Raw genomic sequence first — 14,309 nt, forward strand, 5'->3', positions numbered from 1 at the left:
GCGCGAGGCCACCATGACGCTTGCCGTCGGCGACCCCATCCAGTATGCCCCGGTCACCCGCTCCTACCGGCGCTGGCTGGCCTGGTCACTGGCGCTGCTGCTGCACCTGGCGCTGATCGGCGTGGTGGCGAGCTGGCAGTTCGCCGCTCCTCCTCCCGAGCGCTCGAGTCTCGACGTGGTGTTGGTGACTCGCCCCGCCGAGGCGCCGGTAAACGCCGAGGCCATCGCCGAAACCGGCCAGCAGGCCGCCGGCACCCAGCAGGAGGAGGCGCCTGCCGAGTCGCGCTCGGCCCCGGTGGAGGCCCCGGCAACGGCGCAGCAGGGGGGCAGGGATGTCGACCCCGCCACGCCGGCACCACCCGAGTCGGCCGAGCGGGTCACTCCCGAGGCACCGTCGGTCGAGGAGGCACCATCGGTGGCGGAATCCGAGGCCGAGAGCCCGATGCCGCCGACACCCCGTGAGGCCCCTCAGACGGCGGCTGCCGAGGCCGAGCCTCGAGTGGCGACGCCGACTGGCTCGGGCCGTGATCTGCTCGCCGATGCCACTCGCAGCATCCGCGAGCAGGGCCTGGCGCCGGCCTCCCCGGGCCTCGACAGTGCGACCCCTCGCCAGGCCGCCCAGCGCGCCGCCGAGGCACGCTATATCGACGACTGGACGCGTCGAGTCGAGGCCTATGGCAACCGTGTGCATCCGGCACCGCGTCATCTTCAGGGCCAGCTGCGCATACGGGTGGTGGTCGGTCGTGGTGGCGAGTTGCGCCAGGCGGAGGTGGTACAATCGTCGGGACATCCCGAACTCGACCAGGCGGCGCTGGATACCGTTCATGGTGCCGCCCCCTATCGCCCCTTCGATGCGGGCATGGGCAACCTGGACACGCTCTCCATCACTCGCGTCTGGCGGTTCGGTCAAGGCAACAATTACGGCGTGCGTTAGAACCGCCGGGGAGTCTCATGCAATCCGTGGAAAACTTCGGCCTGAAAGATCACTTCCTGCTGGCGATGCCACACCAGGAAGATCCCAATTTCGCCGGCACGCTCGGCTATCTGTGTGACCATGACGAGAAGGGCACCATGGGGGTGATCGTCAACCGCCCCCTCGAGCTGACGCTGGAAGCGCTGTTCGAGCAGCTCGACCTCGGTGGCGAGGAGAGCCCGCATCGCAACGCACCGGTCTACTTCGGTGGTCCGGTGCACAAGGATCGTGGCTTCATTCTGCATCGCGGCGCCAGCGATGAGTGGGACTCCAGCATTCAGGTCACCGATGAGGTTGCCCTGACCACCTCCATGGACATGCTCCAGGCGCTGGCCGCCGGTCGTGGCCCCGAACATTTCCTGGTGTGCCTGGGCTGCGCCGGGTGGGAGTCGGGCCAGCTCGAGGCCGAGTTGCTCGACAATGCCTGGCTGACCGTGGAGGGGCGCAGCGATATCCTCTTCGAGGTGCCACCGGAGCAGCGACTGAATGCCGCCGCCGGTATTCTCGGTGTCGACCTCAATCTGATGACCCGCGAGGCGGGGCACTCATGAGCAGTCCCCTGATGGCAGGAGGTCGTTGATGGCCAGGCCGGGTGAGCGCCTGATCCTGGGCTTCGACTTCGGTACCCGCCGCATCGGTGTGGCGGTGGGCAACGAGCTGCTGGGCAGCGCCCGGGAGCTGGACCCCTTGCCGGCCCGGGAGGGCATCCCCGACTGGAGGCAGGTGGGGCGGCTGGTCGAGGAGTGGCAGCCCGACCTCTTCGTGGTGGGCCTGCCGCTCACGGCGGCGGGCGAGGAGCAGGAGATGAGCACCCGTGCCCGCAAGTTCGGCAAGCGCCTGTTCGGGCGTTACGGGGTGCCCTGTGAGATGGTCGATGAGCGCGGCTCCACCGGCGAGGCCAAGGCGATCGCCCGGGAGCGTGGCCATCGGGGCAGCTGGCGTGACGAAGGTGTCGACGGCATCAGCGCGGTGCTGATCGTCGAACGCTGGTTCGTCGCCCGTGAGGGGTTGCCCCGGGAAGGTCTGACCCAGCGCTGACGCTTCAGGCGGGGTCGGGCCGCTTGAAGTCTCCTACCGACACACCGGCGAACTTTTCCAGGAAGAACACCAGCGTGGCGGGGTGGCGGAAGCGCTCCTCGAAGGCCTCGCGCTCGGTGTGGCGACGGCGCGTCACGCTGGCGTGGTACGCATTACCGGTCTTGACCACCGTGACCCGAGACTCGCGTTCACCATCACGACTCTCGGCCTGCAGCGGGCCCTCCCCCTCCTCCAGCATCGCCTCCAGCCGCCGGGCCGCTTCCAGCTCCTCGGGCGTGGCCCAGTGGGCCTGGTCGCGGTCGCCGTAACGATAGAGGATCACCACCAGCAGCAGCGAGAAGATCGTGCTGGCCAGCATCCAGGTGAGCATTTCGCCGGAGAGCGACAGGCTGAACACCGCCCACAGCTGGATCAGGGCCACCACCGCCAGCACCGCCGCCAGCGGTCGCCAAAGGCCCGGGTTCATGAAGCCGCGGTTGAGGGTATACCCCCATAGCCCCACGACCGCCAGGGCCCCGAGTGCGAGGTGAACCAGCGATAGGGCACTGCCGCCGCCGGCCAGCAGGGCAATGGCCCCGACCAGCAGCAGCACGGTATAGAAGAGGGCCAGTAGCCGGTAGGCGCGTTGCAGATTCATGTCGTGGTGCCTCTTGCCGCCAAGGGGAAGGGATCATTCCTCAGCATAGGCGAGGGCAACGACTCCGCCCGTTGCCTACAGCGCCGGGTCGTCAACGCCCAGGCGAGGCGGCACGAACCAGCGCACCGGCCGCAGCTCCCGCTCGATCAGCTCGTCCACCTCGAGCAGGGTAGCGAAGATCGCCATGCGTACCGGGATGCCGTTGTCGGTCTGGCGGAAGACCGCCAGGCGAGGGTCGCCGTTGAGGTCGACATCGAGATCGTTGGCCTCGGGGCGGCTGTCCCGGGGCAGCGGGTGCATCACCAGGGTGTCGCGCCCACAGCGAGTGTCGAGGAAGGCACGGTCCACGGTGAAGTCGCGTGACAGGCAGAAGCCCTCGCTCATCTCGGCGGTAAAGCGCTCCTTCTGGATGCGCGTGGTATAGACCACGTCCACATCGGCATACTCCTGGGCCAGGCTGTCGCGCTGCTCGACGCGGTGGCCCCGGGAGGTCACCAGGTCGATCAGCTGGCTGGGCATCTCCAGTCCCGGCGGCGCCACCAGGGTGATGCGCATGGGGGCGTAGAGGGACAGCAGCTTGATCAGCGAGTGGACGGTGCGCCCGTACTTCAGATCACCGGTCATCAGCACATGGGCACCGGCAAGCGACTTGCCCAGCCGGGCGAACTCCTTGTCGATGGTGTAGAGGTCGAGCAGGGCCTGGCTGGGGTGTTCACCGGGCCCGTCGCCGCCGTTGATCACCGGCACATGGGTGGCGGCGGCGAACTCGGCCACCGATCCAAGCTCCGGATGACGCATCACGATGGCATCGCAGTAGCCGCTCATCACCCGGCTGGTGTCGTAGAGCGACTCGCCCTTGGCCATGGAGGAGAAGGTGAAGCCGGTGGTGTCGCAGACGCTGCCGCCGAGGCGACAGAAGGCGGCATTGAAGCTGACCCGGGTACGGGTGCTGGCCTCGAAGAAGAGATTGCCGAGCACGGCCCCTTCCAGCACGCGGGTGACCTGGCGTCGCTGGGCGATGGGCTCCATGCGGGCGGCTACCCGCATCAGGTGATCGACATCGTCGCGGGACAGGGAATCGACGGAGAGCAGATGGTGACTCATCGGCATGGCCTCGGCTGGGGCGAATGAACGGCCGCTAGTGTAGCGCCGAGGGCGGGCGGGTTCACCGGTTGTTCATATGGTTTCATTTGAAACTTTTTATGACCTGGGTCAAGGCGAGTGTTCCCATCGTTCGCGATACTGTTCCCATACGAAGCCAGATCCGACAAAGCTATGACAGGAGCGATGCCATGAGCCCGACAACCGCCACCCGTCACGACGTTCCCAAACAAGCCTGGTGGACTCTCCTCGTGGACAGCTGCTACCGAGCCACCACGCCAAAGCTGGTCCAGGACATGCAGCATGAGGCCTCGCATGCCTACAACGAGATGCTCGAGGATCTGGACTTGCCTCTCGATGCCCATTTCGAGCGGGAGATGGCGCGTCAGCTCCAGAGCGGCCAGCCTCTCGGTTTCAAGCCGGCCAGGACCCTGATGCCGGTGCTGATGCAGCGCTTCGGCCTGCAGGAGGCAGAGCTGGCCACCGATCCGGACTATGGTGCGATGCGCGCCACCTGTAACGGCTGTCCGGTCGTTGGGCGGTGCTGGAAGGCCATGCGGGGCGGCGCCGATCTGGAGGAGTGCCGCGGCTTCTGCCCCAATGCCGAAGCGTTCGACAGCCGCGCTGCCCAATAGGGAGTTGCGACCAGGAAATGAACCCCCAAGCCTCGAGTGATCGAGGCTTCGCCCTTTCTAGCCTTCCATCAGCTCGGCGAGCCGACGCGCGCATGCCATAACGGCAGTCGCTGCCCGCTCGATATCCAGGTCCTCCATCGCAACGACACCCACGGAGCTTTCCACCCCGGCACCGGCGCTACGGGTGACTATCGGACTGGCCACGCCTACTGCTCCCTTCTGGAGCTGCCCCTTCGTCATACTGTACCCCTGTTGGCGCGATTCCCGGAGCGCCTCACTGTCATTCGGCCGCGGCGGTCGGCCCGCGAGGATGGCGATGCCAGCCGCCCCCTGAGACAGTGGGTGGCGACTACCCAGCCGGTAACCGACTCGCAGCAGGCCTTCATCCGGCTCGGCCACCAGCATCACGACAGCCTCATCGCCCTCGGCCACGGAGACGAAGGCGGTAGCACGGGTCTGGTGGGCAAGCTGTTCCAGCAGAGGCTGCGCCACTCGCCGCAGTTGGGGCTCGAAGTGAGCTGCCAGCAGGGCCACGCCCGCCCCCAGTCTTAGCCCCCCCTCCTCGCCGCGAACGACCAACCCATGCCCCTCGAGGGTCGCCACGATGCGGTAGGCGATGGCGCGATGCACATCGAGAGCCTCTGCCAGCGTGGCGACGCTTACCGTTCCGTCATGTTCGGCAATGATCCTAAGGGCCCTCAGCCCCCTGTCTAGCGTCTGTAGCGTCGTGGACATGTCGCGACTCCTCCCTGAAGACGTGTGTGCTCTGCCAGAAGCGGGATTGACGCCGTTATCTCGAGCGTCTATGTTTCATCTGTTCGATAAACAATACAAGATGTGCGATAAAAGTAAAACATTAAATCTTATGGAGCGGATCATGCGCCCAGCTTCCTCTTCTGCACCTTCACCGGCCGGCATGGGGGGGTGCCCTTTTGATCGGTCGAGCACCACGGCGCCCAATGGATGCCCGGTTTCCGCCGAGGCGGGTAATTTCGATCCCTTCGATCGCCCCTATCAACTCGATCCAGCCGAGGCCCTGCGCTGGTCCCGGGATCAGGAGCCGGTATTCTGGAGCCCCAAGCTGGGGTACTGGGTGGTAAGCCGTTACGAGGACGTCAAGGCTGTTTTCCGTGACAATCTGACATTCTCTCCCTCCATTGCGCTGGAGAAGCTCACCCCAGCACCACTGGAGGCGGCAAAAATCCTCGAGGGCTACGGTTACGCGATGCGTCGTACCATGGTCAATGAGGATGAACCGGACCACATGGAACGGCGCCGCCTGCTGATGGATGCCTTCCTGCCCGAGAATCTCGAAAAACACGAGGGATGGGTACGCGAGCTGGTGCGTGATTATATGGATCGCTTCATCGACAAGGGTCGTGCAGATCTGGTTGGCGAGATGTTTCGCGAAATCCCCATGACCGTTGCGCTGCGCTTCCTCGGAGTGCCTAACGAGGATGCCAAGGAACTGCGTAAATTCTCGGTTGCGCATACGATCAATACCTGGGGTCGCCCCTCTCCACAGCAGCAGTTGCAGATTGCCGAGGATGTCGGCCAGTTCTGGAAGACGGCACAGGAGATCCTCGACCGCATGCGTGCCGATCCCACCGGTGAAGGCTGGATGTATGACTCGATCCGCATGCATGAAACGCATCCCGACATCGTGCCGGAGAGCTATCTGCGCTCGATGATGATGGCGATATTGGTGGCGGCACACGAAACGACGGCCTTCGCTACGACCAACGCCTTTCGGACTCTGCTGTCGAACCGAGAGGCATGGAATGATATCTGCGAAAACCCCACCCTGATTCCCAGCGCGATAGAGGAGTGCCTGCGTGTCGCGGGCTCCGTCGTCGCCTGGCGGCGCATCGCAACAGAGGACACGGAAGTCGGCGGTGTAAAGATTCCCAAGGGTGGCAAGTTGCTGATCGTGCAGGCATCGGCCAATCGTGATCCACGTCACTGGGAGAATCCCGACGAGATCGATATCTATCGTCACAACGCGGCCGAGCACCTTACATTCGGCTATGGCGCGCACCAGTGCATGGGCAAGAACATCGCTCGCATGGAGATGCGGATCATCCTCGATGAATTTGTCCGTCGCCTACCGCATATGCAGCTGGTCGAAGACCAAACGTTCGAGTTTCTGCCCAACACCTCGTTTCGCGGTCCGACGTCGCTATGGGTGGAGTGGGAGCCAGCGCAGAACCCTGAGCGTCTTACTCGCTCGGTGCTGGAGAGTCCCACGCACTTCCATATTGGCGCGCCTATCAAGGATGATATCTTGCGTCGAGTCGTGGTCTCCGAAGTGGCCCGTGAAGCCGATGCGGTGATTCGAATCGATGTGGTCGATCCACATGGGCGTGAGCTTCCCGACTGGTCTCCCGGCGCACATATCGAGTTAGTCTCAGGTAAGTGGCGCCGCTACTACTCGCTGTGTGGAGAGCGCGGCGATCGTAGTCGCCTGTCTTTTGCCATTCTTCGCGAGCCCGAGGGGCGTGGTGGCTCGATTTATTTCCACGATACGGTGAAGTCGGGCGATGTGCTGCATATTGCCGGCCCCAAGAACCACTTCCACCTGGATGTGGCGGCGAAGCACTATACGCTGATTGCTGGTGGTATTGGCATCACGCCGATTCTTGCCATGGCCGACCGGCTCAAGGCGCTCGGCAAGCCCTATGCGCTCCATTATTGCGGCGCCGGGCGACGGACCATGGCTTTCCTGGAGCGAGTCGAGCGTGACCATGGCGGAGCGCTGACCGTCCATGCTGGTGACGAGGGCTGTCGCCTCGACCTCCCAGGAGTGCTGGCCGGCCTATCCGAGGGAGAGCAGGTCTACTCCTGTGGGCCCGAGCGCATGTTGGAGGCACTTGAGGCACTGGCGGTGAACTGGCCCGAGGGTACACTGCATATTGAGCACTTTACTGCCCGCTCCAGCATTCTTGATCCCGAGAATGAGCATGCCTTCGAAGCGGTGCTGGCGGACTCCGATCTGACGGTACGGGTCGGCAACGACCAGACCCTGCTGGAGGCGCTGACCGCGGCTGGTGTGGATGTGCCTAGCGACTGCTGTGAGGGCCTGTGTGGGAGCTGTGAAGTAGCGGTTACCGAGGGTGATATCGATCACCGTGACCTGGTGCTCAGTCGTGCCGAGCGCGACGCTAGTGATCGCATGATGGCTTGCTGTTCACGTGCCAAGGGCAAGCGTCTGGTGCTTTCTCTCTAATCGACTGGCTATTCTCGAGCGCTGCTTGAGGCGTAATCTATCTCCAAGATAAGCATATAAGGAAACTAATAATGAAAAAACTGACAACCCTGACCACAGCTACCGTCCTGTCGCTGGGCATCTTCCAGAGCGCGGCGGCCACCGAGCTGCAGATTAGCACCTGGGCAGGTCCCAACCACGGGGTTAACTCAATCGTCTGGCCAACCTGGGGCAGTTGGATAGAGGAAGCTACTGACGGCCGGGTGAGCATCAATGTGGTCCATGACATGGGGCCTCCTGGCGCGCAGATGGAGCTGATCGCCGATGGCGTTGCCGATGTGACCTGGCTCTTTCATGGTCTGATGCCGGGACGTTTCGAACTGACCAAGCTCCCCGAGTTTCCTACCTTCAAGGACTTCTCTTCGGAGGCTGCCTCGGTGGCCTATTGGCGAACGCACCAGGAGTACTTTGCCGATCTCAATGAGCATCGAGGCGTCGAGGTCATTGGGCTCGGTGTCCACGGGCCCGGCACGCTCTTTCTCGAAGAGCCCATCGAGCGTCTGGATGAACTGCCCGGCAATCGGGTACGAATCGGTGGAGGCATCATGGCGGATGTCTCCGAAGCCCTGGGTTTGACGGGGGTTGCCCTGCCGCCTGGGAAAACCTACGAGGCGGCCTCCCAGGGAGTTATCGATGGGGCCATGCTGACCCAGGAAGGGCTCAAGAGCTTCAGACTCTCCGAGGTGCTGCCCAACACCGTGCTGATGCCCGGTGGATTCTATCGCGGCAGCTTCTCGCTGGTAATGAATCCCGACACCCTGGCCTCACTTTCCCCAGAAGATCGCGAGGCGCTGCTGTCGGTCTCCGGCGAGCGGCTATCGCGGCTGTTCGGTTTCATGATGGATGTCGTTGACGGGCGCGGCATGGCCTTTGCTGAGGAGATGGGTAATACCTTCATCGAGCTGCCCCAGGAAGAGGTTGATCGCTTCATGACCCTGGTCGAGGACCTACCCGAACAGTGGGCCGAAGCGGTGGCTGAGAAGGGCGTGGATGGTGAGGCTGCCCTGGAGCACTTCTACGAGCAGCTGGAGGAGGCTGGCGAAGAGGGGGGGCTTACCGAAGACGATCTTGTTGAGCAAGGGTGATACCAGTATAGAGCTCGACCATCAGAGATAATTATCGTCACATACAGAGCCCTGGCGTGTTGCCGGGGCTTTTTGGCTCTGGCATTCAATCCCGTCAACACAGCCCCAGCATCCTCGTCTTTGAATACCCCCCGGCTTGCCGTGCTGTCAGGTATATGATCCTGGGAAGGAGTCGGCCTGAGCACGCAGCCCCATGAGATGAATCCTGCAGTGACTTGGGCACTCTTTATTGACGATTAGACCACCGTGACTGGAATGCGGCTGTCCGTTTCCTGGCCACACTCGGTGAAGATACGCTGGTGGCATGTCCCGCAGACGGCTCGATCCAGCGCCGGGGCCATGGCCGCGATCGCCGCACTGGGCGTCTCGAAGCAGCGTTCCTCGCCGATCCTCTGCAGGTCACCTCGGCGGCGCAGCTCGTCCAGCACGTTGCCCTTGAGCGAGCTGATCACCAGTTCGCCGCCCTGCTGGCGGAGGCGGTGGGTCTCCTGGAGCAGCATCTCGGCGCCGGCGGCGTCGATGAAGTTGATGCCTTTGCCGATGATCAGCACTCGAGCACCCGGCGCGGCGCTGAGCGCCCGGATACGCCGCTGAACATGGTCGGTCGCGCCGAAGAACAGCGAGCCGTCGATGCGGACGATCTTCAGCTGGGGGCACTGGGCGAGGTCATAACGTTCGACGTTACGGATGTGACGGCGCGGGTGATCCTGCCGGGGCGCCACCTCCATGACGCTTGGGCGCGAGGTGCGCTTGAGGTAGAGCGTCAGCGAGAGCAGTACGCCGATGTAGATGGCGAACTCCAGCTCGACGAGCAGGGTGGCGGCGAGGGTCGCCGCCAGGATCAGCGCCTCGTGGCGGCTGGTGCGCACCAGATGGCTGATATGCCGGATATCGATCAGGTTCCAGGCGATCAGCAGGATACTCCCGGCCATGGCGGGCAGCGGCAGGTAGGCGGTGATGCCCGGGGCCAGCACCAGGATCAGCGCCAGGATCGCCGCGGCGAACACCGCGGCCAGCGGAGTGCGGGCGCCGGCATCGAAGTTGGCTCCAGAGCGGGTGAAGGAGCCGGAGCTGGCGTAGCAGGAGAAGATGCCACCGACGATGTTGGATAGCCCCTGGCCGATGAACTCCCGGTTGCCGTCGAGCACCTGATGCGAGCGCAGGGCGATGGCGCGGGCGATCGACACCGCCTCGATCAGCCCCAGCAGGGCGATGGCGAAGGCCCCCGAGGTCAGGGCGCGCAGGCTGTCCAAGGACAGCTCGGGCAGCGTCAGCGGCGGCAGGGTGCCGGGCAGGGCGCCGACCAGGGCGACCCCGTGGGCCTCGCCATCCAGCAGCCAGCAGGCCAGGCTGCCGGCGGCCAGGCCTAGCAGCAGGTGGGGGCTGCGGCGGTTGAGCCGTCGCGCCACCAGCGAGGTCGTAAGCGAGATCAGGCCGATGGCCAGGGCATAGAGGTTGGTCTCGGGCAGTTTCTGCAGTAGCGCCGCCAGGTCGAGCAAGAAAGCGTGGCCGCCGGCGACGGAGACGCCGAGCAGGTGCTTCAACTGGCTGGACGCGATCAGGATCGCCGCCCCCGTGGTGAAGCCGATGACCACCGTGTGGGAGATGAAGCTCACCAGGCTGCCCAGGCGCAGCAGTCCCATCGCCAGTTGGATCAGGCCGGCCAGCAGGGTGACGGTGAGCGCGGCAGCGAGGTATTGCGACGGCTCCAAGGCATTGATGCCGCCCACCACGCTGGCCAGCACGATGGACAGCGCGGCGGTCGGGCCGGACACCAGGTGCCAGGAACTGCCGAACAGCGCGGCGATGACGGCGGGAACGATAGCGGTATACAGGCCGACTTCCGGCGGCAGGCCGGCGATGAAAGCGTAGGCGACCCCCTGGGGCAGTACCAGGACGGCGCCGGTGAGGCCAGCCATCAGGTCGGCGGAAAGAACTCGGCGGTTGAGGGTTCGGCCCCAGTCGAGGAAGGGCAGGCAGCGCGAGAGTCGGGTCGCCATGGGTGACTATCTCGAGGTGGTAAGTGGGGAAGCCAGGCTAGGGAAAACCTGGCATGCTGAAAAACGAAATATTCTGGGCCTCATGAACAGAAAAACCGAAGGTGCGTGTCATGGATACCCAACTGCTGGAAACCTTCCTCGAGGTCGGTCGGCTGCGTAACTTCGGCAAGGCCGCGGAGAGCCTCTGTGTGTCGCCGTCCACTGTCAGCGCGCGTATCCGCCAGCTGGAGGAGCACCTGGGGCTTTCGCTCTTCTCCCGCGGCCACCACCGCATCGATCTGACCCCCGCCGGGGAGCGCATGGAGCGCCACGCCCGTTTCATCCTCGGCGCCTGGGAGCGGGCTTTTGAGGACACCGCGCTCAGCGAGCGGCATCAGCGGCGCTTGGTGGTGGCCGGGGTCGCCAGCCTCTGGGACATCTTCCTCCAGGACTGGCTCACCACCATCTACCGTAACTTCCCGGCGCTGGGGGTACGTGCAGAAGAGAGCACGCCGCTGCGGGTCGTCGAGAAGCTGGAGCAGAACATGATCGACGTTGGCTTCCTCTACGACACGCCGCGGATTCGCGAGGTAGGCGTCGAAGAGGTGGCGAGCATTCCCTTGGTGCTGGTTTCAACCTGCCCCGGCCTCACAGCCGAGCAGGCGGTCGGTGATGGCTACATCCGGGTGGAGTGGGGCATGGCCTTCGCCAGCGTCCACGAGAGCCATTTCCCCCAGCGCCTGCTCGCCCGGGGGCGAGTCAACAGCGGGCGGATCGCCCTGAACCTACTGCTAGAGTGTGGCGGCGCCGCCTATCTGCCGCGGGACATCGTGGCGCCCTGGTGCCGTCGGCAGCGGTTGTTCATCGTCGAGGAGGCGCCGCTGATCGAGCTCAAGGCCTACGTGGCCTATCGGCTGCACGGTGAGCACCGTGAGTTGATCCGGGAACTTTTGAAACGGCTATGAAGTGGCGGTGCGGGGGTGTGCTTTCCCCCTTATTGGCGAACGTTTACCTCCATCATGTGCTGGACGAGTGGTGTGAACAAGACGTCAAGCCACGCCTGCGTGGTCGCGTGTTCGAGGCGTGGAAGGAAAGCTGGGCTGACGGTCATTGCTAATCAGGTATCCCGAGTTCGACACTTCCAGTCCGATTTTGGCCCAAAATTGGGTTCTTCGTCACTTCACGTGGATTTAGCCTAATCGAGCAGGTCAAACCCACGTGAAGTGACGAAGAGCCGTTTTAAAGAGCCAGAACCATTTTATATGCCAACTATGTTGACAGACTCCGGTTCTGAGCCCTCCTCAGTCGCGAGGAACCGAATTGATCAGTGGTTCCCTAAGTCCAAGTCCCCAAGGAGGGTAATTACCCGCTCAGCAATCATATTGCTAACCCGTTGATTAGACTCCTTACTTAGCCCAGCAATATGAGGAGTTAGGATGAGGTTAGGAGCAGTGGCTAGAATATCGTTAGAAGGCAAAGGTTCCTCTGAAAATACATCAAGGGCAGCGCCTGCTAAATGGCCAGTATGCAGACACTCTGCTAAAGCAATCTCATCGACAATATCGCCTCTCGAAGAGTTTATGAGAATAGCTCCTTGCTTCATTTTAGCTAGCATGGATCGATCAATTAATTTATAAGTTTCCTCTGTGGCGGGCAGGTGTAGGCTTATCACGTCGCATTCCGTGACTAGGTAATCTAGTGAGCAAAATGTAATATGTTCTGATTCCATATTTTTTCCCCCACTGCTTCGACTAGTTGCATAGACCTCCATGCCTAACGCAGAGCCGAGCTTCGCTAAATGCATGCCGATGCTGCCCAACCCGACAATGCCGAGACGCTTACTTGAAAGCTCTTGTCCTCCAGATAATTCCTGACGAGGCCAATCTCCTCTAGCCACAGAATCGCTATGAAGAAAAGCTTTTCTGAGCAGCATCATCGCCGTGCAAATGACGTATTCAGCGACGGCAACTGAATTCGCGCCATACGCAGGAACGACATTTATCCCTCTTTTTTGGCAAAGGTCAACGTCTATATTATCCAGCCCTACCCCCAACCGGCCTACTATCCGTAAGTTAGGAGCAGCGTCCAAGAGTTCCTCATCCACCTGGGTGCGATTGCGTATAAGGAGCGCTTGTGCCTGATGAAGCAATCTGAGCAAATCCTTACGCGACTCAACGAGCGTCGGATCAAAGAAGGTCGCATAGCGTGTGCTTAATCGCTCTACAGCTGACTGCTCCATAAACTCACTAATAACGATGCGCATTAGATCTTCCTCTGGCTGGGTCACTGTCTCACTTCTTCGGATAAAACCATCCATTCGCTTGCTAGTGACAAGTCTGGCTCAACACCAAGCCCCGGGGCAGAGGGGATTTCCATTAAACCGTCATTGATACGCGGTGTTGGCATGGCGAGGACCTCACGAAGAGGGTTATAATTGCTGTCCACTTCAAGCAAACCATCCCCACCTACTGCAGCAAGTAGATGTGATGAGGTTACGAGCCCTATCCCACCGCCCAAGTAATGTGGGCAATAACGTACACCTGCTTCTAATATTCTCCGGGCTACTGTCACGCAGCCAGTGATGCCACCCCATTTACATACATCCGGCTGCAAGACACGAAAAGCATTTGATTGTATGAGAGCATCAAATGCTTGAAGGCTGCGTATATTTTCTCCTCCAGCAATTGGCACCTTTGTCTCATCTGTAAGCGAACGCCACTCATGGATAGGCCGATCGACAGCCATGGGTTCTTCTACCCAGCCAGGATTGAATTCTGCTAGCGAGTTGGTCATTTCTATCGCAGTGTCGAGATCCCATGCTTGGTTCGCATCAAACATTAACTGCTCCCCCGGCTTCAGGTCGACCGCAACCTCACGCACCACGGCGAGATCTTGACTACTTCCGAAGCCAACCTTTATCTTAAAAGCATTGAAGCCTTGGTCACGACAGCGTTCGATAGTCTTATTGGCTTCTTTCAGGTTGATGCCGCTTGCATAGGTAGGAACTGTTGTTGTGTTGCCTCCAAGAGCCTTTGCTAATCCCTTTCCAGATCTGCGCGTTACCAAGTCCCATAATGCAATGTCAACACCAGCTATGGCTTGTGCCAAAGGACCCCATTCACCAGACTGAAGGGTAAGAGTGCGTAATGATCTTTCGAGGTATAGGTAAGCATCGGCAGGATTCTGAAATGTTTGGCCAAGAAGGTGGGGCGCCAGGGCTGTAGTGACAAGCCGTGCACGATGTTCCGCGCCACAACTGGGGAAATTTGACCAAACCTCTCCCCAGCCTACTGCACCACTTATGTCCTCAACCCTAACGACAACTGCAGGTCGGTCGTGCATGACACCAAAAGAAGTGATAACCGGCTGACTGATCGGCACTCGAAAAACATACGTGTTGATGCGTCTGATAGCTATTGGTGACTCATTATCCAAAAAGCTGTGGGTAGCACCATGGTTAGGAAGCATCGGTTCAGAGGGGATGGCTGTTTGGGACGACTCTAGGGTAGTGCTTTTGTTGAAAAAACTCATGTAAAACCTCTACTTAGTGGTTCTTCTGTTGGTTAATATGTTTTTTGAAAAAACTGTGTTTAGGA

The 14,309-nt window shown here is 61.5% G+C and carries 13 protein-coding genes; 7 read left to right on the forward strand and 6 right to left on the reverse strand.

Annotated elements, in window-relative coordinates:
• Positions 1 to 13: 13 nt before the first annotated feature.
• Genes IOC61_RS10665 through ruvX form a run of 3 tightly spaced genes read left to right on the forward strand, consistent with a single transcriptional unit; the run spans position 14 to position 2,011 of the window.
• The gene (locus IOC61_RS10665) at positions 14 to 934 is read left to right on the forward strand and encodes a TonB family protein (protein WP_195688786.1); all 921 of its coding nucleotides are present in this window, start codon (positions 14 to 16) and stop codon (positions 932 to 934) included.
• Positions 935 to 951: 17 nt separating this feature from the next.
• On the forward strand, positions 952 to 1,524 hold the full coding sequence (locus IOC61_RS10670) for a YqgE/AlgH family protein (protein ID WP_195688787.1): 573 nt from the start codon (positions 952 to 954) through the stop codon (positions 1,522 to 1,524).
• 28 nt (positions 1,525 to 1,552) lie between these two features.
• Positions 1,553 to 2,011, forward strand: a complete 459-nt coding sequence (ruvX, locus tag IOC61_RS10675; protein WP_195688788.1) for a Holliday junction resolvase RuvX — start codon at positions 1,553 to 1,555, stop codon at positions 2,009 to 2,011.
• A gap of 4 nt (positions 2,012 to 2,015) precedes the next feature.
• On the opposite strand, the gene IOC61_RS10680 is transcribed toward ruvX, so the two are convergent.
• Positions 2,016 to 2,648, reverse strand: coding sequence for a hypothetical protein (locus IOC61_RS10680; protein ID WP_195688789.1), 633 nt, complete (start codon positions 2,646 to 2,648; stop codon positions 2,016 to 2,018).
• A gap of 75 nt (positions 2,649 to 2,723) precedes the next feature.
• Complete coding sequence (locus IOC61_RS10685) at positions 2,724 to 3,752, reverse strand: aspartate carbamoyltransferase (protein ID WP_195688790.1); 1,029 nt, start codon at positions 3,750 to 3,752, stop codon at positions 2,724 to 2,726.
• Between the two features lie 188 nt (positions 3,753 to 3,940).
• Between IOC61_RS10685 and IOC61_RS10690 the strand changes: the two genes are divergently transcribed.
• Positions 3,941 to 4,384, forward strand: coding sequence for a hypothetical protein (locus tag IOC61_RS10690; RefSeq protein ID WP_195688791.1), 444 nt, complete (start codon positions 3,941 to 3,943; stop codon positions 4,382 to 4,384).
• A gap of 57 nt (positions 4,385 to 4,441) precedes the next feature.
• Here IOC61_RS10690 and IOC61_RS10695 read toward each other — a convergent pair whose 3' ends face one another.
• Positions 4,442 to 5,119, reverse strand: a complete 678-nt coding sequence (locus tag IOC61_RS10695) for an IclR family transcriptional regulator (RefSeq protein WP_195688792.1) — start codon at positions 5,117 to 5,119, stop codon at positions 4,442 to 4,444.
• A 70-nt stretch (positions 5,120 to 5,189) separates the two neighbouring features.
• On the opposite strand from IOC61_RS10695, the gene IOC61_RS10700 reads away from it, so the two are divergent.
• A complete protein-coding gene (locus IOC61_RS10700; RefSeq protein WP_229333020.1) occupies positions 5,190 to 7,610 on the forward strand; it encodes a cytochrome P450/oxidoreductase in 2,421 nt (806 codons plus the stop codon).
• Positions 7,611 to 7,681: 71 nt separating this feature from the next.
• A complete protein-coding gene (locus IOC61_RS10705; RefSeq protein WP_195688793.1) occupies positions 7,682 to 8,734 on the forward strand; it encodes a TRAP transporter substrate-binding protein in 1,053 nt (350 codons plus the stop codon).
• Positions 8,735 to 8,970: 236 nt separating this feature from the next.
• Here IOC61_RS10705 and IOC61_RS10710 read toward each other — a convergent pair whose 3' ends face one another.
• Complete coding sequence (locus IOC61_RS10710) at positions 8,971 to 10,734, reverse strand: SulP family inorganic anion transporter (protein WP_195688794.1); 1,764 nt, start codon at positions 10,732 to 10,734, stop codon at positions 8,971 to 8,973.
• Positions 10,735 to 10,844: 110 nt separating this feature from the next.
• Here IOC61_RS10710 and IOC61_RS10715 point away from each other — a divergent pair, with 110 nt between their 5' ends.
• Positions 10,845 to 11,678 carry a LysR family transcriptional regulator gene (locus IOC61_RS10715; RefSeq protein ID WP_195688795.1) on the forward strand — a complete coding sequence of 278 codons (834 nt, stop codon included), beginning with the start codon at positions 10,845 to 10,847 and terminating at the stop codon, positions 11,676 to 11,678.
• A gap of 359 nt (positions 11,679 to 12,037) precedes the next feature.
• On the opposite strand, the gene IOC61_RS10720 is transcribed toward IOC61_RS10715, so the two are convergent.
• Together IOC61_RS10720 and IOC61_RS10725 are read right to left on the reverse strand one after the other, a co-directional pair.
• Entirely contained in the window at positions 12,038 to 12,976 is a 939-nt protein-coding gene (locus IOC61_RS10720) for a hydroxyacid dehydrogenase (protein WP_195688796.1), read from the reverse strand.
• A gap of 20 nt (positions 12,977 to 12,996) precedes the next feature.
• Positions 12,997 to 14,244, reverse strand: a complete 1,248-nt coding sequence (locus IOC61_RS10725; protein WP_229333021.1) for a mandelate racemase/muconate lactonizing enzyme family protein — start codon at positions 14,242 to 14,244, stop codon at positions 12,997 to 12,999.
• Positions 14,245 to 14,309: the final 65 nt, after the last annotated feature.

The sequence above is a fragment of the Halomonas sp. KAO genome, from assembly GCF_015595025.1.
Taxonomy (GTDB): Bacteria; Pseudomonadota; Gammaproteobacteria; order Pseudomonadales; family Halomonadaceae; genus Halomonas.